Below are 24,010 nucleotides of genomic sequence, written 5' to 3'. Positions count from 1 at the left end.
AATTGCTGGCGATTACGATTTCACACAGACAACATCCAAGCATAGCAGCATCCCCCGCAGTTCCATTTTTCATCCATCAAGGGCAGCACGATTTTCGCCAAAATGGCTTTTATGATCCAGATCAATTTCAATATAATTAAGGAATTAAATAACCCTACATAAAATAGGATTTATTTAAGTTGTTGCAAAAGATGTGATCTCGAGTGGATCATAAATAATCATTTGTAGGTATATTCTGTTCGCGAATATACCTACAAATGGAATGGATAATGAAAAAAATCACTTTGGCATTGTTAGCTGTAGCAGCTCTGGCACCAACTGCGGCAAGCGCGCATCAAGCAGGCGATTATATTTTCCGGGCAGGGACAGCAACTGTCAGGCCAAATACCGGCTCTGATGACGTATTAGGTTATGGTTCCTTCAAGGCGGATAATAATACCCAACTGGGTCTGACCTTCAGTTATCTGATTACGGATAATATCGGGGTAGAATTGCTGGCCGCCACGCCGTTTCGTCATAAAATAGGCCTCGGGCCAACCGGTGATATTGCCGAAGTTAAGCAATTACCGCCAACCTTAATGGCGCAATACTATTTCCGCGACAAGCAAGACAAACTGCGCCCATATCTCGGTATAGGCTTAAACTACACCACTTTCTTTGATGAAAAATTCAACAGCACCGGTACTGCTGCGGGTCTAACCGACCTGAGCGTGAAAGATTCATGGGGTATTGCCGGTCAAGCCGGTATGGACTACATGGTCAGTGAAAACTGGATGCTAAATATGTCCGTCTGGTGGATGAATATCGAGTCAGACGTGAAATTCAAAGCGGGTGGGGTAGAGCAGAGTATTAGCACTCGTCTTGATCCATGGGTGTTTATGTTTGGCGCGGGTTACCGTTTCTAATTACCCTTCGTCCTTGGCACGACAGCGGTGTTAGCGGCACTCGCGCACCCGAATCACTTACCTGAGTAAGCTCATCGGGATTTGCAATGGAGGCGCAGAGATGCGCCTCCAAACATAACACTAGCGGATCAGCATTTGATCACTGACAGATTTCACCCCGGGTACGGAGCGGGTGATCTGCACCGCACGGTTTGCATCCTGACGTGAGCTAACGAAGCCACTCAACTGAACCCGCCCTTTGAACGTTTCAACACTGATCTCAGTCGATTTTAAATTCTTCTCACCTAGCAGTGCGGACTTAACCTTAGTGGTGACGACGGTGTCATCAATATAACCACCGGTTCCTTCTGATTTTGCTGTTGGCGCACAAGCTGATACGGCCATTGCCATAATAACCGCAATGCATAAGGCTGAAAGGGTCTTAAAAAGCTTCATAAATGACTCTCCATGTTATTGATGTCACAAGGGGGACTGGGTTAAACACTAAACACTGATTCAATGTGGCATTAATGCATACTTTACACAGTGCTATAGCCCATACAGGGCACTATAAATGTAAGAAAATGCTTAGTGTGTTACATGATTATTAGTGATGGATGGCTTTTATTCAAATTCACGGTGAATTTGAAGTGAGGAAGATATTGAAAAAAGAGAGTAAAGCGCCGGAGCTGAGCAAGCCATCAGGCGCTTATTGGCTAATTAACGACGTGTTGCGGCTTTCATCTCAGTCACAAAACGGGTCAGTTGTGCCAGCATCACTGCGGGCTGCGAGACATTGTTTTCAATGATTTTTACAATTGCGGAACCTGAAATAGCGCCTGCCGCCCCTGCCGCTAAACTGCTTTTCACCTGTTCAGGTTCTGAAATGCCAAACCCTTGCAGTGCGGGTGCGGCATGATACTCCCGCAATGTATCGATCAGATGATTCAGCGGTAGATGGCCGTGATTCTCCGCACCCGTCACACCCGCGCGGGAGAGCAGATAGGTATAGCCACGGCCATGGGAGGCAATTTCCCGCAGCAAATCATCATCTGCGTTCGGTGGACAGATAAAGATCGGCGCAATGTTGTGGCGTAGTGCCGCCGCGCGGAAGGGGGCTGACTCTTCAAATGGCACGTCGGCGATCAGCACCGAGTCCACCCCCACCTCAGCGCAACGTTGATAGAAATTATCAATTCCGTTGTGGAATACCAAGTTCGCATACATCAGCAGGCCAATTGGGATCGCCGGATGTTTTTTGCGAATTTCCGCCAGCATCTCAAAACAGATAGCCGGTGTGACCCCGGCGGCAAAGGCACGTAGCGCGGCATTTTGAATCGTCGGGCCATCGGCCAGCGGGTCAGAGAAAGGGATGCCCAACTCCAACGCATCGGCACCGGCAGCAATCAAGGTGTCAATAATCTCTAACGATAGCGCGGGTGAGGGATCGCCTAACTGTACAAAAGGTACAAACGCCCCCTCTTTTTTGGCGGCTAATTGTTGGAAAAGCTGTTGATAACGCTCCATTAAATCTCTCCCCGAGCTTTCAGAATATCGTGAACGGTGAAAATATCTTTATCACCACGACCGGACAGATTGACCACCAATATCTGCTCTTTCTCCGGCGACGCTTTAATCATTTTCAAGGCATGAGCCAGCGCATGGGAGGACTCCAACGCGGGGATGATCCCCTCTTGGCATGACAGTGCTTTAAAGGCGTCCAGCGCTTCATCATCGGTCACCGAAACATAATCGGCGCGACCGATGCTGTTTAAATAGGCATGTTGTGGCCCGACCGATGGGAAATCCAGCCCGGCAGAGATGGAGTAAGACTCTTCGATTTGACCATCACTGGTCTGCATCATTGGCGATTTCATACCGAAGTAGATGCCCACTTTACCGTGCTTAAGTGGTGCGCCATGTTGACCGGTTTCGATGCCAAGTCCTGCGGGTTCGACCCCAATTAACCCCACGTTCGGCTCATCAATAAAGTCAGCAAACATGCCGATGGCGTTGGAGCCGCCCCCGACACACGCCAGTACGGCATCGGGCAGACGGCCTTCGCGGGCTAACATCTGCGCTTTGGTCTCTTCGCCAATCATACGTTGGAACTCACGCACAATGGTCGGGTAAGGGTGCGGGCCTGCGGCCGTTCCCAGCATATAGTGAGCAGTTTCGTAGCTACCAGACCAGTCGCGCAGCGCTTCGTTACAAGCATCTTTCAGTGTTGACGATCCACTGTGCACCGGGATCACTTCGGCCCCCATCAGGCGCATCCGGAACACGTTCGGTGACTGACGCTCAATGTCTTTCGCCCCCATGTAGATGCGGCACTTCAAGCCCAGCAGGGCGCAAGCCAGTGCTGACGCCACGCCATGTTGACCGGCCCCAGTTTCAGCAATGATTTCAGTCTTACCCATACGTTTTGCTAATAAAGCTTGCCCCAAAACCTGATTGGTTTTGTGCGCGCCGCCGTGTAGCAAGTCTTCACGTTTCAGATATAACTTGGTTTTCGTCCCTGCGGTCAGGTTTTGACATAGCGTTAGCGCTGTCGGGCGACCGGCGTAGTTCTTCAACAAATCCTGAAATGCCGCCTGAAATTCAGGGTCCAGTTGAGCGCTGACAAAAGCCTCTTCCAGTTGCTTCAGTGCTGGCATCAGGATCTGTGGCACATACATGCCACCGAACTCGCCAAAATAGGGATTAAGTGTGGTCATTTTTTGTCCTTTCTAGGATTAACCAATATATGGCTATCAATGTGTGGCTATAAATGAAATCAATAAGTTCGCAATGCATTGAATGCAGCGGTGATCAACTGTGGATCTTTAATGCCGGGGGCGCTTTCGACACCGGAGTTGAAATCCAGTCCCGCGCAGCCCAGTTGTGCCGCGGCCGCACAGTTGTCGGCACTCAAACCACCGGCCAGCAGGACGTTATCCAGTGACTCGCCGGCCAACAGTGACCAGTCAAAATGTTGGCCGCTGCCACCCTGACCATTATCCAGGACATAACGTTCGACATGCTGCAAGTTGCGGGCAGGCAGGGTGCCGCTGACACTCAGCGCCTTCCAGATCTGGCAATGGGCAGGTAAAACTTGACGTAATTGATCGATATAAGTTTGATCTTCTTGCCCATGCAACTGCACGGCCGCCAGTGCTAAGCGCTCGGCGATGGGTTGGATAGTCTCTATTTGGGCATCACGGAACACGCCAACGTATTTCAGCGGCGCGCCACTGATCACCGCTCGGGCCTGAGCAATATCCACATTGCGCGGTGAGCTGCCCACAAAGATCAATCCGCCATACAGGGCGCCGGCGTGATAGGCGGCAGCGGCATCTTGAGCGCGAGTCAGGCCACACACTTTATTTTCACCCACTAATACGCGGCGCACAGCGGCATGGAGGTTGGCTTCAGACATCAGCGCGCTGCCAATCAGGAAGCCGTGGGCAACCTCGCTCAATTCGCGCACCTGGCGGTAATCGTTGATACCCGATTCGCTGATGATAGTCACACCGGCGGGCAGGCGCGGTGCCAGTTCACGGGTGCGATTTAAGTCGATGGAGAGATCACGTAAATCACGGTTATTGATGCCCACCACTTTGGCACCTAATGCAATGGCGCGCTCCAGCTCTTCGGCATTGCTGGCCTCCGTCAACACGCCCATCTTCAGGCTATGTGCTAGCGCGGCCAGTTGGCGATAGCTGTCATCATCCAGCACCGATAACATCAGTAAGATGGCATCCGCCTGATAAAAACGGGCCAGTTGTACCTGATAGGCGTCGATAATAAAGTCTTTGCACAACACCGGCTGCGTCACGACTGCACTGACTTGCGGTAAGAAATCAAAGCTGCCCTGAAAGTACTTTTCGTCAGTCAATACCGAGATAGCCGAAGCATAATCCCGATAAACCGCCGCAATGTCGGCTGGATTAAAATTATCGCGGATGACGCCCTTGGAGGGGGATGCCTTTTTACACTCCAGGATAAACACGCTCTTATTGCTTTGCAGTGCTTGATAAAAGTCGCGCTGGCTCGGGGTAATCTCGTGTTGAAAACGAGCCAGCGGCTGTTGCACTTTCCGCGCGGCAACCCAGATTTCCTTATCGCGCACTATGCTGTGAAGTACGGTTTCCTGCATCATCTATCTCCTTGCTGCCAGAGCAGTAACACGATCAAATGCCTGACCGCTGTGAATCATTTCCAATGCTTGCTGCGCGTTATGACGCAAATTTTCCTGGCCATGTAATTTCAGCAATAACGCCACGTTAGCGGCGACGGCTGCGGCCTGTGCCGCTTCGCCTTTACCTTGTAACAAGCGTGCTAAAATGTCACGGTTTTCTTCCGGCGCGCCACCTTGTAGCGCACTTAGTGGGTAGCGGCCCAGACCAAAATCTTCTGGCGCTAACTCATAACTTTCGATATTGCCGTTATTCAGCTCTGCGACCTGTGTTGGAGCATGGATCGCCACTTCATCCATCCCTCCACCATGCACCACTGCGGCACGTTGATAGCCCAGCACTTTGAGTGTCTGTGCGATGGGCAACACCAACTCAGGGCTGTAGACACCAATCAGCGCCAGTGGCGGACGGGCCGGGTTTATCAATGGCCCCAGCACATTAAACAGGGTGCGGGTTTTCAACTGTTGGCGCACTGGCATCGCATGACGAAAACCGCTGTGATACTGCGGCGCAAACAGGAAACAGACCCCTAACTCATCCAAGGCGAGTCGTGACTGCTCGGCGCTCATATCCAGACGAATACCAAAGGCGGCCAGTAAATCGGATGAGCCAGAGCGGCTGGAGACACTGCGGTTGCCGTGTTTCGCCACTTTTACCCCACAACTGGCGGCCACAAAGGCGCTGGCGGTGGAGATATTAATGCTGTTGGTGCCATCGCCGCCAGTGCCGACGATATCCGCGAACAGGTAGTCAGGGCGCGGGAAGGGTTGCGCATCCGCTAACAGCGCTTGTGCCGCACCGGCGATTTCATCCGGTGTTTCACCCCGCACTTTCATGCTGATCAAGGCTGCCGCCAGTTGGCTGGCTTCCAGTTCACCGCGCACGATAGCGGCAAACAGCTGTTGGCTCTGTTGCTGGCTCAATGACTCGGCGCGGAATAATTTTTCTAATAATATTTGCATCATAAATTCCTTAAATATTCTATCCCCAAATAACCTGGCGTGCTGCTAACGCCGCGGTGGCTTCAAATCCGCAGGGGATAAGGCCCAGGCCAGTGTCTGTTCCAGCAAACGAGCGCCCTGAGTGGTTAAAATCGATTCCGGATGGAATTGATAGCCACAAACACGGTGAGCATCATGACGCACCGCCATGACCATCTCGCCGAAACGGGCGTTAACGGTTAATTCTGTGGGGATATTGCTGCCGACCAATGAGTGATAGCGGGCCACCGGCAAGGGGTTGGGCATACCAGCGAACATACCTTGCCCATCGTGATCAATGGCCGAGGCTTTGCCATGCAATATTTCGCCAGCCTGGCCGACATGACCACCATAGGCCTCAATGATGGCTTGATGACCAAGACAGATGCCGATAATGGGTAACTGACCGCGCAAGCGCTGCAATAACTCGGGCATGCAACCGGCTTGAGTGGGGGTGCCGGGGCCGGGTGACAGCATCAGCACCGGCTGTTCCAACTGCTGCAAGCGCTCAATAATAGTGTCAGCGGCAATCTGATTGCGGTAAATCACCACGCGATGACCACTGGCGCGCAGTTGGTCCACCAGGTTGTAGGTAAAGGAGTCGATATTATCGAGCAGTAAGAGATCAGCCATCAGAAAAGCTCCCTGGCATGGTGTGCGGTCGCAATCGCCCGCAGTACAGCACGGGCCTTATTGCGGGTTTCATCGGCTTCCGCCTGTGGAATTGAGTCGAGAACCACCCCCGCACCGGCTTGAACAGTGGCGATACCCTGTTCGACATAGGCCGAGCGGATCACAATGCAGGTATCCAGATCGCCATGGGCGGTAAAATAGCCCACGGCGCCGCCGTAACTGCCGCGACGTGAACCTTCGCGCTCGGCTATCAATTGCATGGCGCGGACTTTTGGCGCACCACTTAGGGTGCCCATGTTCATGCACGCCTGATAAGCATGTAGCACATCCAGATCATGGCGCAGGGTGCCGACGACGCGGGAAACCAGATGCATCACGAATGAGTAGCGGTCAACTTTCGTTAAATCAGCGACATAACGGCTGCCCGGTTCACAAATCCGGGCCAGATCATTGCGGGCCAAATCCACGAGCATCAAGTGTTCAGCCAGCTCTTTATGGTCAGTGCGCATCTCCAGCTCAATTCGGCTGTCTAAATCAGCATCCAATTCGCCGTTGGCCCGCCGCCCACGGGGGCGAGTACCGGCAATCGGGTAGATCTCAATTTGGCGATTGCTGGCGTCGTACTTCAGCGCGCTTTCAGGCGATGCGCCGAACAGGGCAAATTGGTTATCCTGCATAAAGAACATGTAGGGGCTGGGATTGTGCTCTTTTAGCGTTTGGTAAGCCGCCAGCGGTGAGGGGCAAGGCAGAGAGAAGCGGCGCGATGGCACCACCTGGAAAATTTCGCCTTCGCGGATCGCTTGCTGTAACTCACTGACTACTGCGCCATACTCCTCATCTGACTGGTTACACTGTAACGCCATCTCGGGCACCGATGGGGCAGGAATAGGTTGGGCGGTTTGCTGTAGTTGGTGGCCAAGCTGCTCTAAACGACCGCTCAGGCGCTGATGTTCATCGCTATTCGGCGTGAACAGGCTGGCTTGTAACTGCGTCGAACGATGCTGATGATCCAAAATCAGTAAGGTTTCGGCGAGATAGAAACAGAAATCGGGGCAATTTTGGTCATGGCGTAGTGGCGGTAAATTTTCAAAACCCGCTACCAAATCGTAGGCGAACAGGCCGCCGATAAACATCGCTTCCCGCTCAGCTACTGGCGTCTCAACCAGTTGCAGCAGCAGACGCAATGCATCAAAAACCGATAATGACTGTAAGCGCGAGTCTTCATCCTGCACCTCATCAATTAGCGGGAAAGTTAATTCGCGGCCATTCGGGCGCAGTTGAATCTCAACCTGTGGCGGTAGTGCCGTGTCCAGCAACGGTAATAAAGAGGCACCATTAGGTGTCAGCGCTTCGATGGTGACGGTTTGTGCCAGTGCGGTGATACGCAGCGCACTGTCAATAATCAGCAGGCTTTTCAGGTTCTGTTTACTGGTGACTTCCGCTGACTCAAGTAACAAGGTGGCTGGACGAGCGCCGCATAACTGGTGAAACAGCGCGGTGGGATCATCGCGGTAACAGGCCGTGGCGGTCAGTAACTGTAGAGTGGGGCGCGAAGTCTGCATCATTTTATTGTCTCGAAAAGTGATCCTGAAAAAGCGGTTACGCCGAAATCTGTCCATAAAAAAACCCGCTATTAGCGGGCTGAAGCAATCTGCACTGTCTGATGACTGGTATGCGCGATTACACCGCCCGAGAGAGGGAGATGTGCCACCAACGCAGTAGGGAGATCAGAGTGGTTTTCATTGCTTATCCTATGATTACATTCAGTTTAATGGTGCTGCTCACTATCTTGGACATCAACTAAATGCCTCGTGAACTTGTGTACTAGTTAACTGGTTCGCGAGATGAATGTCAACCCCTGAATGACGGTTTTTTTATCATGCTCTGAATGGCGGAGTTTTGGCGTTGAGCGCACTGACAGTGTCAATGGCGCTGTAAGATTGATTAACCTAACTCTCTTATTCGCGGGTATGATAGTCAGCCACGCTTTTTCTGGACTTTTGTTTTGACTGATAACTCCACCTTATCTGATACGGCTGCGGCCTCAACGGCCTTTAGGCTCTATGATCTCCATAGCCATACCACGGCGTCTGATGGCTCACTCACCCCTGCGGCGTTGGTGATAAGAGCCGCGCAGATGCGTGTTAGTGTGTTGGCGATCACCGATCACGACACCACAGCGGGATTGGCGGAAGCAGCCGCGACTATTGCGCAGGAAAAACTGGCATTACAGCTAATTTCTGGCGTAGAGATCTCCACTTTATGGGAAAACCACGAGATCCATATTGTGGGGCTAGGTATTGATGTTAACCATGCCAGCATCTGTAAACTGTTGCGCGAACAGTCTGATCACCGCTATGTGCGGGCGCAGGAGATCAGTGCCCGTCTGGCAAAAGCGCGCATCCCTGGTGCCTGGGAAGGGGCTAATCGATTGGCGCAGGGCGGTCAGGTCACCCGGGGGCATTTTGCCCGCTATCTGGTGGAGCTGGGGCTGGCGAGTAATGTCGGGCAGGTGTTTAAAAAGTACTTAGCCAAGGGCAAGACCGGTTATGTTCCCGCACAATGGTGTACAATAGAGCAAGCCATTGATGCCATTGTGCAATCTGGCGGGCAAGCTGTATTGGCGCACCCCGGTCGCTATGATTTAACCGCTAAGTGGCTAAAGCGCTTGTTAGCGCACTTTGCGGAACATGGTGGTGACGCCATGGAAGTTGCCCAGTGCCAGCAAGCTCCCCACGAAAGGGCGCAACTGGCACAATATGCCCGCGACTATAATTTACTTGCATCCCAGGGGTCTGATTTCCATCAACCATGTTCCTGGATTGAGTTGGGCCGCAAATTGTGGCTGCCCGCTGGGGTGGAACCGGTATGGCGTGATTGGCCTGTAGAGCCAGCCAATGCCGATCGTAGTTTGAATGATGAGGTAGAGTCATGAGTCAATTTTTTTATATTCACCCGGAAAATCCGCAACCGCGCTTAATCAACCAGAGTGTTGATGTTCTACGCAAAGGCGGTGTGGTGGCTTATCCAACAGATTCGGGTTACGCCCTTGGTTGCCGTTTAGAGGATAAGACGGCAATGGAACGTATCTGCCGTATTCGTCAGTTGGATGGCAATCATAACTTCACACTGGTGTGCCGTGATCTATCTGAGCTATCGACTTACGCGTATGTCGATAACTCGGCATTTCGACTGATCAAAAACAATACGCCCGGTAACTACACCTTTATTTTAAAAGCGACAAAAGAGGTGCCTCGGCGTTTGATGAATGATAAACGTAAAACCATTGGTTTGCGTGTGCCCTCTAACCCGATAGCGCTGGCTTTGCTGGATGTCTTGGGTGAGCCGTTGATGTCGACCACCTTGATGCTGCCAGGCAATGACTTTGCCGAATCTGATCCGGAAGAGATTAAAGAGCATCTGGGCAAACAAGTGGATTTAATCATCCACGGCGGCTCACTGGGCCAGCAACCGACCACGGTAATTGATCTCACTGACTCTTCTGTGGAGGTTATCCGTGAAGGCGCGGGTGACATCACACCATTCCGCTAACACGCACAGCTGTTGGTTGTGACTACGTTGGTTAAAATTAGCCGTTGTTGGATAGGATTGGGTTGTTGAACAAACATGCTGCCGTGTGAGGCAGGGTGATTTCAACGTGTCGTATCCAACCGGCTTTTGCTGCGGCCTATTTTCTCCTCGTGGCACTGATGTTCCCATCTACTTTTTGATCCTTTGATTGCGCGATACTCCCCCGCTTAACCATCACCCAGTAATGCCAACCCACTCGATATTGCTTAATAAATCACACATTTTGTATTTTCATGCATTGCAGTTATTCCGGCAGTGGCTTGGTCATATTAAAATCCTTCTATTTTACATTAACAATTTTCTGTTTTTATGGTGTGAAAAAAAACGACCATTTCAGTGTATCTAATTGAAATGTATGTAGTAATTACGGTTTGATGGCTGTGCTATTGGTTTTGATTTTTATGAAATAGCCATAATTCAGCAATTTAAATAAACTATTAAAATGTAAAACTAATTTCACATCGATAATTATCTATATATTCTATTGCTTAGCCACTTATTTTTAATAAATTATCTTTTTAAGACAGTTCCAATGAGATTTTAATTGTAAATATAATAAAGATACTTTCAATTTCATTAGACGATCTTTTATTCTAGGAATTAATCCAACTAACAGAATAAAGTTTCACAATAGATCGTAAATCCAACGGTTGCAGAGTAAAATACCGTTTTAATGTAAATTAAGACTATAAAAACCAATAATTATGTTTTTTATGTATACTCGACGTGTTTTTTAAGTCGATGGGATAAAAAAGATATTAAAAAGAAATGATCTCATATGAAATAAAAGTTTCTCTTAAGAAGGTTATTTACATTTCTTTTCAGAACAGTATTTAAGCCGCTATCCGGTGCTGCTGTTAAATATTTATTCTTAATGGTCTGATTGGGCTGCTGTAAAATTATTCTTATTCCTGGATTATATCTTAATTAAGAATATTCTTGCTTATTCTTAATTACTTATCTATTGATTTATATGAATAATGTGATATTTCCACGTGAGGTGTAGGATGCGTCCTACTGATTTCGTTACTTACTCCTATATATCTGATTGACTGTGAGAGTTTATTATCGATACCAATGAATTATTATAAGTCTTAATCCACCCACCAGTGAAAGTTAGTCAGATTAATTATGCATGCATTAATTAAGAAAAATGCTGCTCGCTAACCACAACCCATAATTATACAGAGAAAGTCGAGAGTTCTATGAATCAAGTATTTAAAGTCATTTGGAATAGTGCCTTAGGTCGCTATGATGTTGCATCAGAGTTTTCCAAGTCGGGTAAAAAAACTAAGTCATTCTGTTCAGGAACTGTCGGCCTAACTTCCTCTGTAGCGGCACCTGCGCGTTTAAGCCAAATTGCGATGACGTTGATATTGACGTTAGGTGCCGGCTCAGCATTTGCTGCCGATATAGATGTGCCTGTTTTTACGCCTGAAGTTGACTTTACACAGACCTTTACTGGCACAGGTAATACCTTAGCGGGGAGCTTTAGCAATATTGCCCGTGGTGATGCTGGTTTTAAAAACAGCAAATTAGGCGATATTCCAGCAGGTAATTTCCTTTATGGTGCAGAGAATCTGATTAGTAAGAACATTTTCAACCTAGGTGATACGGTTACCGAAACCTTCCTTGATCCCAAAGGCACTGGCGCATTAATCACTATTAATGTGTATAGCAGCAATGGTATGTCAATTAAGCCGTTGTCCGAGTTTGTGGTGCCAATATCCTATGCGGTCGGCGAAAATGGTCAGTATGTTAATCGTAACTTATTCCATCTAGAAGATGGAAGTGACCTGAATGTTAATGTAGGTAGCACTGCCGCAGGCTGGGTCAATAATAGCGATAACTATTTTAGTGCCATTCTTAAAGGTGGCCTGAAAAGTGAGCCAGCGGTAACAACATCCTCGGCATTTTATGTCGAATCAAACAGTGTTTCCGCTCAGGATACCGTCTTAAATTATAACGCCAAGACCGTGGTAAATCTGGGTAATAACAGCAATAACATTCGTGATAGCAGCACCTCAGTGGCTAATGCTGTACTTGATGACTTTACCGGTAGCTTCACCAGCCCCTATTTAGGTGCGCAGAATGTTCAAAATTTTGCAGATTTCCAACAATATAATAATGATTTGATCGCTGGTATAAAGAGTGGTGCGATTGTTCTGGACAGTAAGGGCTATCAAGCTGAGTTGTCACGGGCATACATCACTAACGGCTCCAATACTTCACCCAAAGTCACCCCTATTTATATTGATATGGGTATTGGCCCCAATGATGCCGTCAACCACATTGTTGACTCTAGTCGGGTCGCCTTTATTCATGGTGATGGACAAAATGCCATTGTGAATATTGGCACTGATGCCAACATTCAGGCTTTCAACACTGACATTTCAGTGGTTCGTTTGAATGATGGTGCAACCCTGAATAATGCCGGCACCTTAGGTTCAGTCGCCGCCAGTGTGCGGGGAACGAATATTATCTTTGCCACGGACAGTCATGTCATTAATGAAGCGACCGGTGTGCTGGATGCAGGGACTAACCCTGAAATGTTGGATTTCAAATCCACACCGACCGCCGTATTACCTCTGTATATCGCCAGCGGCAGCCATACTGCGATTTTGGCAAATGGCAGTTCGTCAGTGATTAACCACGGTATTATTAATACCGCTTCACGTGGGGTGAGTTCTTATACCCGTGCGGCCATCATTGATGGCAACTCTATTTTCGTCAATAACGGCGCAATTAATATTGCAGCCAGTGTCGATTTGTCGCCTCCTGCCGGATATGTCAACGAAGGGGTCAGTGTTCAGAAAGGTTCTACCTTTGAAAACAATGGCACAGTCTATGTCGGCCGCCAGGCCCAGCGCACACTAACAGATGTGGTCACCGACCTGGCAATTAAGACCCAATCTTATGCCGTCAAATTAGTGCAAGACACAGTAAATTTGACCAATATTGCCACCTTTACCAATAGTACGACCGGCAAAATTGTGATTGGTAGCAAAACTGAAAACTCTATCGCCATTGATGCGCAAGGGGAGAGAGTTGCGGTTAATCAGAACGGCACCATTGAACTCAATGGTGCTGGTGCGACACCAGGACAAAATGCAGCGCAGAATATCGGTATCTCCTCTAGTGTTAATGCCACCAATATTTTCAACAATGGCGATATCGTCATTAATGGCATCAATAGCGTCGGAATTAAAGTGCTGACCAATAGTTCAGCCACTAATAGAGGCCATATCTATGTGAATAACGGGCTTGATCCCGCTACCAATTTGGCAAACTACGGTATTCAGGCTATCGGTGTGGGCGCGGTGGCGAATCTCTCCGGTCAGGTCAATTTAATGGGCGATGGCGCAATCGGGGTGGTGGCTGAAGATAAAGGGACTATTAATGTCACCGGTACCGGTCAGGTTGAGTTTGTCTCCGGCGTAAATCAGGTGGGCTACCTGATTTACGGTACGGGTTCTAGCATCAATAACATTGCCAGTGGTGATGAAACCGTTTTAACCGAAGGTTCTACCCTATATCGCGTTGATAAAGGGGCCTCTTTCGCTGGAACCACGGCCTCGACCATGAATGCCACCGGTAAAGACTCCGCCCTGATCCAGGTCACGGGGGCTGGCAGTACATTTAACTCCGGCGCTTTAGATATGGTGCTCTTGGGTGAGGGTTCTACTGGGGTGAAAGTTGAGGGGGGCGCAACCGGCACTATCACCGCCAACGCCAGTTTGGAATTAAGAGGCGACGGCGCGACGGCGGGCATCGTCGATGGTAACTATTACGGCTTGAATGGTCTTGCCACCGGTGCCACCGGTAAATCTGTGCTGACCAGTTCGGCAGTTCTGAGTACCGGTAACACAGCGTCCGGCGCTTATGGCTATATCGCTCGTAATGGCGGTGAACTGATTCATAAAGGCACTATCGATTTCACCCAGGCCGGCAGTACTGGCGTGCTGGTAGATGGCGGGATTCTGACTAACGAAAATCTGATCACCGTAAATGGTACTGCGGTGAACATTCAGGGCGCGGATTCGACTGTCAATAACAGTGGTATTGTCAACGCCACTGACGGCACCGCCGCTTATCTGCTGGGGGCAGGTGCGAGTCTGACGCTATCCGGTAACGGCGAAACCAAAGCGGGCGGCACTGCCCATGGCGTACTGCTCGATACCGATGCTATCGCCCTGACTGTTGATGGCGCAACTATTAGCATGACGGCCGGCGGTAGCGGTAATGCTATTGAAAATAGAGCGGAAATTGCGGGTATTCAGTTAAAAGATACCACGCTGACCGTCGGCAATGGTGCCGGTGTGCGTACTGGAGCCTCGATGGCGGCGACCAACTCGGGCGTAATTAATGTCAATGGTAGCGGCACAGGTATTCTGTTCGCCAATACTGGCGATACGCTGACCAACAACACGCTGGATATGTCCGACTCGGCAGGTTTGGTGATTAACGTTAATTCGGCCGATGGTAAAGGGATTGTGACCAACTCCAGCCAGAATCTGAAAACCGGCGCTAGCGTGAATGTTAACAATGCAGCAGGCGGTGCCGCGCTAATTGTTGGCGGCACCACAGCGCAAGTTGAACAGTCCGGTAACCTGATATCTGAGTCACTGAGCAGCCCTGTTGTCGATATCGATAATGGTTTTGTCAACAGCTTCGTCAACAGCGGCACCATTCAGGCCAATAGCGCGACACAACAAGCGGTGATCACCACTAGCGGTAATGGTGTAGCCTTTACCAATGCTACTGATGGCAAGATTGTCGGTAAGGTGGATCTGTTAGCGGGCAACAACACCGTGACCCTGATGCAAGGCAGTGAAGGCACTGATTTCACCACCGGCACGGGTGACGACCTGTTTATTTTGAAAGATCTGACATTAGCCGATACTGGCGTGTTTAGTTCACTGAACGGCGGCACGGGCGCGGATACCCTGCGCTTTGATAACTCGGTTTATACCCTGAGTGACGCTGCTGCTATCAGTAATATGGATTATATCGACCTGATTAATAACTCCACATTTACACTGGAAAATATCTTGCTGGCGCTGGGCGATAGCCAGGATGACAACGTGAACACCGGTTTTAACTTGGGTGACGGTAGCCTGTTGCAGCTCAACAACCTGAATGCAGTGAGTTTTAACAGCAAGTTGAGTGGCCTTGGCACCATGGCAGTTAACACCGCCGGAAATGCATTCGATTTTACCGCCAATGCGGCGCAAAACGCCTTTAACGGGGTACTGGCACTGGGTCATACCACCTTTGAACTGGCAGCAGATAACACGGCAGCATTAGTTAATGCCACCCTGAAATTGGGTGCGGACAGCATCAACATGGTTGGTGACGGTATACAAACTATCGGTGGATTAGTGTTTGATGGCGGTTCGGTGAAATTTGACACCGGGACTCCGGGGGAGACTGTCGCGAAAGGCATCATTCACACCACCAATGAGATGGATCTGCGCGGCGCGGGTACGGTAGAAGTGAATATCGGCAGCATTGATAACAGCCAGAATCAGGTCAATCCTCTGCTGCCAATCCTCGAACAGGATGACACCAATACCCAGTTGCAACTGGCCATTAGTGACGCCACAGTGGTGGGTAACGGCGGCAATTTAGTGCTACAAGACCAAAATGGCAATGTGATTACCGATGCCACCACAGCCGATATTGCTCAGGGCGGCACCACAGTGGCGAAAGGGACTTACGACTATCGCCTGACCAGTGGGGTGAATAATGACGGTTTGTATGTCGGCTACGGCCTGACTGAAGTGGAGCTGCTGGGTAGCGGCAGTGATGCGTTATCACTGTATGCCACTAATAAGACCGGCAATGCGGCCGATTTGAGTGCCAGAGTGACCGGCAGTGGTGATTTGGCGATTGATACGGGAGCGGGCAGCAGTGTGTCACTCTCTAACCTGAACAACGATTACACTGGTATTACCGAGGTGCGCAGCGGCAGCTTGCAGATGCTAAATGACAATGTGCTGGGGAGCACCTCACTGCTCTCTTTGGCAGCAGATACCGCCTTTAATATGAACGGTCACAGCCAAACTGTCGGTGAGCTGCGCAGTAGTGCGGGTTCATCGGTCAATCTCAGTGGTGGCAGCTTAACCTTGAGTCAGGGCGGTGTGTCTGATGGTGAACTGACCGGCAGCGGTGAGTTAACCATTGCTGCTGATACATTAACGGTTAACGGTGCGAACAGTACCTTGACGGCGACCACCAACATTGCCAGTGGCGCACAAGCTTTGCTGAACAGCGCAGTTGGCCTGGGCAGTGGCAATATCGTCAACGCTGGTTTACTGACACTGAAAGGTGCTGCGGGTCAGTTGGCGAACGCCATCAGTGATGCGGGTAGTGTGGTGCTGGAAGATAACAGCGATATCACGCTAACCGGTGATAACACTCTGTTCAGCGGCCTGTTTGATATTACCAGCGGCAGTCAGTTAACCGCCTCTCAGGCAGAGCATCTGGGCACCGCTGCGGTCACCAACGACGGTTCATTAGTGCTTAATAGCGCCAGTGACTGGTTGCTGGCAAACAGTATTACCGGCAGCGGTAGTCTGACTAAAAACGGCAGCGGAACAGTGTCATTGACGCAAACTGCGGCCTACACCGGGCAGACCGATATCAATGCGGGTGGCCTGATCTTAGGTAGCAGCGCCGATCCGATGACGCTGGCCAGCCAGCAGGTGAATATAGCCAGCGGTGCCTTTATGGGCGGTTTTGGTGGCGTAGCGGGAGCGGTTGATAACCAGGGCGTGCTGTTTGTCGGCAACCCAACGGCACCTATCACATCACTCTTGAGCCGTCTGGCCCCGGCCAGCAATATTTTCACCGTTGGCACCGACTTAACCAACAGCGGCACGGTATTTATCGGTAACAAAACCAGTGATGGCACTGGCACCACGGGTAACCAATTAGTGGTTAACGGCAACTATATTGGTGACAACGGTCTGCTGCATTTCAACACAGCACTGGGTGATGATGACTCCGCGACCGACAGCATGATTGTCAACGGTAACACCAGCGGCACCACCAACGTCAGTGTAGATAATGCGGGCGGCCTAGGGGCTAAAACCCTGAACGGCATTGAATTGATTCAGGTGAATGGTCAGTCAGACGGTAATTTTGTGCAAAGCGGCCGTATTGTGGCAGGTGCGTATGATTACTCTCTGGCACGGGGGGTAGGAACCAATGCCAGTAATTGGTATTTGACCAGCTTGAGCAATTTGCCGGTTGATCCAGAAAATCCGGTCGACCCGGAAAACCCGGCGGGTCCAGGCGAGGAAACTAAACGTCCTGAAGCCGGCAGCTACACCGCGAACCTGGCTTCAGCTAACAATATGTTTGTGACTCGTCTGCATGATCGTCTGGGCGAAACACAATACATTGATGTGCTTACCGGCGAGCAGAAAGTTACCAGCATGTGGTTGCGTAACGAAGGCGGTCATAACCGTTCACGTGATACTAGTGGTCAGTTGAAAACGCAAAGCAACCGTTATGTGATGCAACTGGGTGGCGATATTGCTCAGTGGAGCAACAATGGCCTGAACCGCTTACATCTTGGGGTAATGGCCGGTTACGGGAATAGCAAAAGCGACACCAATGCGCGCACGGGTTATAAGTCAACCGGCTCAGTTGATGGTTACAGCACCGGTGTTTACAGTACCTGGTATGCCAACGACGAAGATAAGTCTGGCTTGTATGTTGATGGTTGGGCGCAGTACAGCTGGTTTAACAACAGCGTGAAGGGTGAAGGGCTGGCGACTGAAGAGTACAAATCCAAAGGGATCACCGCCTCGGTAGAGAGCGGCTATACCTTTAAGATCGGTGAGAATAAGTCGAAGAACGAAAGCTACTTTATCCAGCCAAAAGCCCAAATCACGTGGATGGGGGTTAAGGCCGATGAACATCGTGAAGCTAACGGCACACAAGTGAGTGGGCAGGGCGACGGCAATATTCAGACTCGTCTGGGCCTGCGCTCTTATATGTTGGGCCACCACGAAAGTGATAATGGCAAGGATCGCGAGTTCCAACCCTTTGTGGAAGCTAACTGGATCCACAACACCAAAGATTTTGGCACCAATATGAACGCAGTTGCAGTGAAGCAGGCTGGCGCGAAGAATATCGGTGAACTGAAACTGGGCATTGAGGGGCAATTGAATAAGCAACTGAATGTCTGGGGTAATGTGGGCCAGCAACTCGGCGACAAAGGTTACAGCGATACCGCAGTGATGTTAGGAGTGAAATACAACTTCTAATCTTGGTGAGATCTGATAATAACGGTGCTTCGGCACCGTTATTTATTTGCATCCAATCCAAACTGTCTCATTCAGAATAAGCTCGCGGAAAAGGAACGATGCAACGTCATGAGAGTCATGGTGGTGAGTAATTGTAACTTAACAATATTTTCATTCGAAATCATCGTCAAAGAAATAAAGAAAGTGGCGGATAAAGCAATAGATATCAACATTGAGAAAAGTTATTCAGTCGATGATGAGAGCATCTATATTAAATCAGACGAGCAAAGTGTGGTTATTCTAGATGTTGATAATATTGCGCCATCTAAGGTGTTTTATACTATTAGTCAAATAAGAGAATCAAACCCTTGCTCTTTCGTGATGGTTTTTTGCAGAAAACATGAAGAGACAGAGGATTTTACTTATCTCGCAATCTTAGCGGACGGAATTTTATGTAAGACAGCCTCTGTAGACAAGGTTAAATCTATGATAATTAAATTAATATGTTCATGCAAACCCCCTAAGGGCTTTGATCGACATGATCTGACGAGTAAAATAAAATCGCAGTTAACTCTGCGGGAGAATGAAGTGCTTGAATGCATATTGCTCGGGCTAAGAAATACTGATATTTCAAGGCGACTGAATATGAAAAGCAAAACAGCCAGTGCTCACCGACGAAATATATATAATAAGTTAGGCGTTAAAACGATCAACGAGATACTCAGAACTTTACTTACACCCCAAGGTGTTGATGATGAGTTCTTATATTGATTCTGAAATTCAACAGGTGTTGATTATTACCTGTAGCTCTAAATATGATTGGGTGACTTCACCACTGACGTCTAATGTGCCGCCGCTCAGTATGGTAATGAGGGGATGGGTACATTTTGCTGATTCTTGCTACCGCAAAGTGAAGGTTTCATATAGCGAAAAGGGTGATGAGACACTTTTTGAATCCTTGCCTGTGAAATTAGTGTAATATGCTCGGTCACGAACCAGCTGGTAGGGCCTTCTGCGTGATTTTTAGCGCACCATGCTGAGTTTCAAAATGTATTACAATCAATGAGTTCTGCTTGATTGTGAGCTTAACTTATTGATTACAATATATAACACGACGCCTGTGAAGGCGACATTAGAGGTTGCTCAATGAGCGAGAAGTCAGAAGACCAGAAATTACCAAACTCAAAGCCACAAAGCCCTAAACCGCAGGGCGCTAAAATTGTGGGTGAAAAATTACAGAAAGTCTTGGCTCGAGCCGGTCATGGTTCTCGTCGGGAGATCGAAGCTATTATTCAGCAGGGTCGTGTCAGCGTAGATGGTAAAATATCCACGCTGGGTGATCGTGTTGAAGTGACCCAAGCCACTAAAATCCGCCTTGATGGCCACCTTCTTTCTATTACAGAATCTGAAGAGGCCGTGTGCCGTGTTCTGGCATATTACAAGCCGGAAGGCGAACTTTGTACCCGCAATGACCCTGAAGGTCGCCCGACGGTATTTGATCGTCTGCCTAAACTGCGTGGTTCGCGTTGGGTTGCGGTAGGCCGTTTGGACGTCAATACCTCAGGTCTATTGCTGTTCACCACTGATGGTGAACTTGCCAATCGCCTGATGCATCCAAGCCGTGAAGTTGAGCGCGAATATGCGGTGCGGGTGTTTGGTCAAATTGATGATGAAAAGATCAAGCAACTGAGTCGTGGCGTGCAATTGGAAGATGGTCCTGCGGCATTCCGCACCATTAGCTTCCAGGGTGGAGAAGGGCTTAACCAGTGGTACAACGTCACCTTGACCGAAGGGCGCAACCGTGAAGTTCGCCGCTTGTGGGAAGCGGTTGGCGTGCAGGTTAGCCGTCTGATTCGTGTGCGTTACGGTGATATTAATCTGCCGAAAGGTCTGCCACGTGGTGGTTGGACTGAGTTGGATCTGAAAGCAACCAACTACCTGCGTGAATTGGTTGAGCTGGATTCTGAAACCGTCAGCAAACTGCCGGTGGAAAAAGATCGTCGCCGAGTGAAAGCTAACCAAATTCGTCGCGCGGTTAAACGCCATACGGAAGTTGCTGGTCGTCAGGTTGCTGGCCGCCAAGGCTCCGCCCGTAAAGGTTCTACCCGCCAAAATGTGGGTAATGCCGCACCGGCCGCTACTGCCGGGCGTCGCGGATCGAATAAGCGCGGATAATTCATCGATGGGAAGAGAGGCGTCTCTTCCCATTATTCACAGCAATTTACCACTCACAGCAATTTTCACTCTCCCTCTCAGATTATCCTCGCTCTGCCAGTAGCATAAAAAACTGCCGTGAATTCTTTAAGAAAAATAAACTTGCTATAATAAATGGTTTTGCAGCATATACAGTCTATCAACCGCCATCAATTCCCGCTGGCTTTGAGATATTTTGAGTGGCTACATAGTGCTTGGGGGATACCCCATTGGGTTTAGAATCTAAGGAGCATCAACATGAAAAAATCTCTGTTAATGACCAGCACGGCTATCTTATTTGTTGTCGGGACTGGGTTTTCTACTCTAACTTATGCTTGTAGCGGCCCTCACTCGCATTATAGTGATAATTGCGAAAAGACCTGTAGTCCGCTTTCGGAACCTTGGAAAACGCTCTGCTATTTTGGCGGGACGCAGCATCAGTCGCAACCCGCGAGCCAAATGACACCGGCAACCCTTACGCCAGCTATGGGCATCTTGACACCCTCGCATATCCCAATGATTCCACTGGAGAAGTGAGTTCAGTCAGTCACATTAGAGTATTAGCCAATATGAGTTGGCGGTAGCCAGCTAAAAGGCAAATAGAAGCCGCAGAATGTGAACTGCGGCTTTTTATTGGCGGATATTTGCGGATATATAGGGGGGCAAAGTTGCGCTAAATTACCAATCAATACCTTGCTGTGCCTTAATTCCGGCATCAAAAGCGTGTTTTACCGGCCGTAACTCACTGACGGTATCAGCCATCTCCAGTAAGTCACGATGGCAACCACGGCCAGTAATAATCACTGTTTGATGAGCAGGGCGCTGTTGAAGGGCATTAACCACCTCATCCAGTGGCAGGTAGTCATAAGCGACCATATAAGTCAGCTCATCCAGCACCACTAAATCTAATGCCGGATCAGCCAACATACGCAAAGCGTGCTGCCAAACCCCCAGACAGGCGGCGGTATCTGTTTCTCTGTTCTGGGTATTCCAGGTAAAGCCGGTGGCCATGACCTGAAACTCAACCCCATGTTGCTGCAACAAATTTTTCTCGCCGTTCGGCCATTCGCCCTTGATGAACTGAATGACGCCCGCGGTTAATCCATGACCCACCGCCCGGGTGACAGTACCAAAAGCGGCGGTAGTTTTGCCTTTGCCGTTACCGGTAAAAACAATCATGATGCCGCGAGTCTCCTGGGCGGCGGCAACCCGTGATTCAACCTTTTCTTTTATTTTTTGTTGGCGCTGCTGGTGGCGTTCTTCAGACATTAAAGGTTCCTTTTACTCGGCGGGGCCGGGTTTGCGGCCAGGTTGTGCATCAAAGCTGATACCGGTTTTTCTCCGGCTATCATCGCCCATTAGGTAGAGATACAGTGGCATAATATCAGCCGGTGTTTTTAATTTGTTGGTATCTTCATCAGGGAAGGCGGTGGCCCGCATTTGAGTTTTGGTGCCCCCTGGATTGATACAATTAACCCGTAGATGGCTCTGTTTATACTCTTGTGCCAGCACCTGCATCATGCCTTCTGTAGCAAATTTGGATACGGCATAGGCTCCCCAGCCAGCGCGTCCCTGGCGACCGACGCTGGAACTGGTGAAAACCAGCGAGGCACTGGGGGCTTTCAGCAATAAAGGGAGTAGTGCCTGAGTAAGCATAAAAGTCGCATTAACATTCACTTGCATCACATCTTGCCAGACGGCGATGTTCTGCTCAGACATCGGCGCGATATCACCCAACAAGCCCGCATTGTGTAAGACACCATCCAAATGGGGAATCTGTTGACTTAAGGTATTCGCTAACTGTTGGCAATCTTGCGCGGTTGCGCGCAGTAGATCCAAGGTTATTACCAATGCCGCTAAGCCATTGGCAGCAGCAATCTGCTGTTGCACGGCAATTAATTTACTTTCGGTGCGGCCAACTAAAATCACGCGGGCGCCAAAACGCGCATAGGTCAACGCGGCTTCACGACCAATGCCATCACCTGCGCCCGTCACTAAAATAGAGTGGTTATCGAGCAGGTTATCTTTAGGCTGATAATGCATAATTATTCCTCTCACTGGCGGCGGGCATTCTACCCAAGCATGCCGCGATATCTCTTACATTCTTATATTTAAGCGAAACCAATGCAATTTTTCATTTGCGCAAGACGGCGGCGCAGTGGTTCGCTAGAATGCAAGTATCTCTCTAATAGCAGATGAATAAAGGCGGTATTTGTGGAGTTGATTTCTCTGTACGGACTGTTTCTGGCAAAAGTGGTCACCATAGTGGTTGCGATTGGTGCGGTAGTTTTACTGGTTGTCAGCCAAGGAGTGAGGAAACAAGGGCGACGGGGAGAGCTGAACCTGGTTGATCTGGGTGAGCAATATAAGGAAATGCAGCGCGAAATGCGACTGGCGCGCATGAGCCATGGGGAGCAAAAAACCTGGAGTAAAGAGTTTAAAAAGCAACAAAAAGCAGATCAAAAGTTGAAAAAGCAGCGCGCAAAAGCGGGTGCCGTGGCTGCAATAAAGCCATGTCTGTATGTGATTGATTTCAAAGGCAGCATTGATGCGCATGAAGTCACTTCGTTACGTGAAGAGATCTCGGCAGTACTGGCGGTGGCTACCGCTCAAGATGAAGTGTTGCTGCGGCTGGAAAGCCCTGGTGGTGTGGTACATGGCTATGGTCTGGCGGCATCACAGCTCGAACGTCTGCGTCACAAAGGTATTCGCCTGACGGTGGCGGTAGATAAAGTGGCGGCCAGTGGGGGTTATATGATGGCCTGTGTGGCTGATCGTATCATCAGTGCGCCTTTCGCCATTATCGGCTCGATTGGCGTGGTGGCACAAATTCCGAACTTCCACCGCTTGCTCAAAAAGAATGATATTGATGTCGAGCTGCATACCGCCGGTGAGTTTAAGCGCACCCTAACGCTGTTTGGCGAAAATACCGAGCAAGGGCGCGAGAAGTTCCGCGAAGATCTGAATGAAACCCACCTGCTATTCAAGCAGTTCGTCCAGCAACAACGTCCATCGTTAGATATCGATGCGGTCGCGACCGGTGAACATTGGTTTGGTACTCAAGCTAAAGAGAAGGGGTTGGTTGATGCCATTGGCACCAGTGATGATTTACTGATTGCTGAAATGGATAACCATGAGGTTATTGGTGTACGTTATGCTCGTCGTAAACGTCTGATGGATCGCTTTACCGGCAGCGCAGCAGAAAGTGCTGATCGTCTCCTGCTTCGTTGGTGGCAACGTGGTGAGAAACCCCTGCTATAAACGGGCGTAACGTCATTGATAGCCAATAAAAC

The 24,010-nt window shown here is 49.5% G+C and carries 15 protein-coding genes, 2 pseudogenes and 1 other annotated feature; of the genes and pseudogenes, 7 read left to right on the top strand and 10 right to left on the bottom strand.

Annotated elements, in window-relative coordinates:
- Positions 1–269: 269 nt before the first annotated feature.
- Positions 270–905, top strand: coding sequence for an outer membrane protein OmpW (gene ompW / locus FFE93_RS10730; protein ID WP_072083752.1), 636 nt, complete (start codon positions 270–272; stop codon positions 903–905).
- A 120-nt stretch (positions 906–1,025) separates the two neighbouring features.
- On the opposite strand, the gene FFE93_RS10725 is transcribed toward ompW, so the two are convergent.
- The 8 genes and pseudogenes from FFE93_RS10725 to trpL form a co-directional block, all read right to left on the bottom strand.
- Positions 1,026–1,340 carry a BON domain-containing protein gene (locus tag FFE93_RS10725; protein WP_032899181.1) on the bottom strand — a complete coding sequence of 105 codons (315 nt, stop codon included), beginning with the start codon at positions 1,338–1,340 and terminating at the stop codon, positions 1,026–1,028.
- Between the two features lie 264 nt (positions 1,341–1,604).
- The gene (gene trpA / locus FFE93_RS10720) at positions 1,605–2,411 is read right to left on the bottom strand and encodes a tryptophan synthase subunit alpha (protein WP_032899179.1); all 807 of its coding nucleotides are present in this window, start codon (positions 2,409–2,411) and stop codon (positions 1,605–1,607) included.
- Positions 2,411–3,601, bottom strand: a complete 1,191-nt coding sequence (gene trpB, locus FFE93_RS10715; protein WP_005279877.1) for a tryptophan synthase subunit beta — start codon at positions 3,599–3,601, stop codon at positions 2,411–2,413. The genes trpA and trpB overlap by 1 nt, the downstream gene beginning before the upstream one ends.
- A 59-nt stretch (positions 3,602–3,660) precedes the next feature.
- Positions 3,661–5,025, bottom strand: a complete 1,365-nt coding sequence (gene trpCF / locus FFE93_RS10710; RefSeq protein ID WP_409994316.1) for a bifunctional indole-3-glycerol-phosphate synthase TrpC/phosphoribosylanthranilate isomerase TrpF — start codon at positions 5,023–5,025, stop codon at positions 3,661–3,663.
- A pseudogene (gene trpD, locus FFE93_RS21950) lies at positions 5,026–6,021 on the bottom strand (anthranilate phosphoribosyltransferase); the annotation flags it as partial.
- A gap of 71 nt (positions 6,022–6,092) precedes the next feature.
- Positions 6,093–6,675: pseudogene (locus FFE93_RS21945) on the bottom strand (glutamine amidotransferase-related protein); the annotation flags it as partial.
- On the bottom strand, positions 6,675–8,237 hold the full coding sequence (locus FFE93_RS10695; RefSeq protein ID WP_032898986.1) for an anthranilate synthase component 1: 1,563 nt from the start codon (positions 8,235–8,237) through the stop codon (positions 6,675–6,677). The pseudogene FFE93_RS21945 and the gene FFE93_RS10695, both read right to left, overlap by 1 nt.
- A gap of 55 nt (positions 8,238–8,292) precedes the next feature.
- Positions 8,293–8,394: a sequence feature (Trp leader region), on the bottom strand.
- Complete coding sequence (gene trpL, locus FFE93_RS10690; RefSeq protein ID WP_099460641.1) at positions 8,356–8,418, bottom strand: trp operon leader peptide; 63 nt, start codon at positions 8,416–8,418, stop codon at positions 8,356–8,358. (Overlaps the previous feature by 39 nt.)
- Positions 8,419–8,680: 262 nt before the next feature.
- Here trpL and rnm point away from each other — a divergent pair, with 262 nt between their 5' ends.
- The 5 genes from rnm (at position 8,681) to rluB (ending at position 20,699) form a co-directional block, all read left to right on the top strand.
- A complete protein-coding gene (gene rnm, locus FFE93_RS10685) occupies positions 8,681–9,610 on the top strand; it encodes an RNase RNM (protein WP_005279202.1) in 930 nt (309 codons plus the stop codon).
- Entirely contained in the window at positions 9,607–10,227 is a 621-nt protein-coding gene (locus tag FFE93_RS10680; protein WP_138775118.1) for an L-threonylcarbamoyladenylate synthase, read from the top strand. Before rnm ends, FFE93_RS10680 begins: the two co-directional genes overlap by 4 nt.
- Positions 10,228–11,471: 1,244 nt before the next feature.
- Positions 11,472–18,545, top strand: coding sequence for an autotransporter outer membrane beta-barrel domain-containing protein (locus tag FFE93_RS10675; RefSeq protein WP_138775117.1), 7,074 nt, complete (start codon positions 11,472–11,474; stop codon positions 18,543–18,545).
- A 108-nt stretch (positions 18,546–18,653) separates the two neighbouring features.
- The gene (locus FFE93_RS10670) at positions 18,654–19,295 is read left to right on the top strand and encodes a helix-turn-helix domain-containing protein (RefSeq protein WP_032898980.1); all 642 of its coding nucleotides are present in this window, start codon (positions 18,654–18,656) and stop codon (positions 19,293–19,295) included.
- Between the two features lie 375 nt (positions 19,296–19,670).
- Positions 19,671–20,699 carry a 23S rRNA pseudouridine(2605) synthase RluB gene (rluB, locus tag FFE93_RS10665; RefSeq protein WP_005279211.1) on the top strand — a complete coding sequence of 343 codons (1,029 nt, stop codon included), beginning with the start codon at positions 19,671–19,673 and terminating at the stop codon, positions 20,697–20,699.
- Between the two features lie 696 nt (positions 20,700–21,395).
- Here rluB and cobO read toward each other — a convergent pair.
- Together cobO and FFE93_RS10650 are read right to left on the bottom strand one after the other, a co-directional pair.
- On the bottom strand, positions 21,396–21,986 hold the full coding sequence (gene cobO / locus FFE93_RS10655; RefSeq protein WP_005278311.1) for a cob(I)yrinic acid a,c-diamide adenosyltransferase: 591 nt from the start codon (positions 21,984–21,986) through the stop codon (positions 21,396–21,398).
- A gap of 12 nt (positions 21,987–21,998) precedes the next feature.
- Positions 21,999–22,760, bottom strand: coding sequence for a YciK family oxidoreductase (locus FFE93_RS10650; protein WP_057647573.1), 762 nt, complete (start codon positions 22,758–22,760; stop codon positions 21,999–22,001).
- Between the two features lie 171 nt (positions 22,761–22,931).
- Here FFE93_RS10650 and sohB point away from each other — a divergent pair, with 171 nt between their 5' ends.
- Entirely contained in the window at positions 22,932–23,978 is a 1,047-nt protein-coding gene (gene sohB / locus FFE93_RS10645) for a protease SohB (protein ID WP_049600447.1), read from the top strand.
- The last annotated feature ends 32 nt before the right edge of the window (positions 23,979–24,010 follow it).

Source organism: Yersinia sp. KBS0713, from assembly GCF_005937895.2.
GTDB classification, from domain to species: Bacteria; Pseudomonadota; Gammaproteobacteria; order Enterobacterales; family Enterobacteriaceae; genus Yersinia; species Yersinia bercovieri.
Note: the sequence above shows the minus strand (reverse complement) of the source record. Positions and strands in the feature narration are given on the sequence as shown.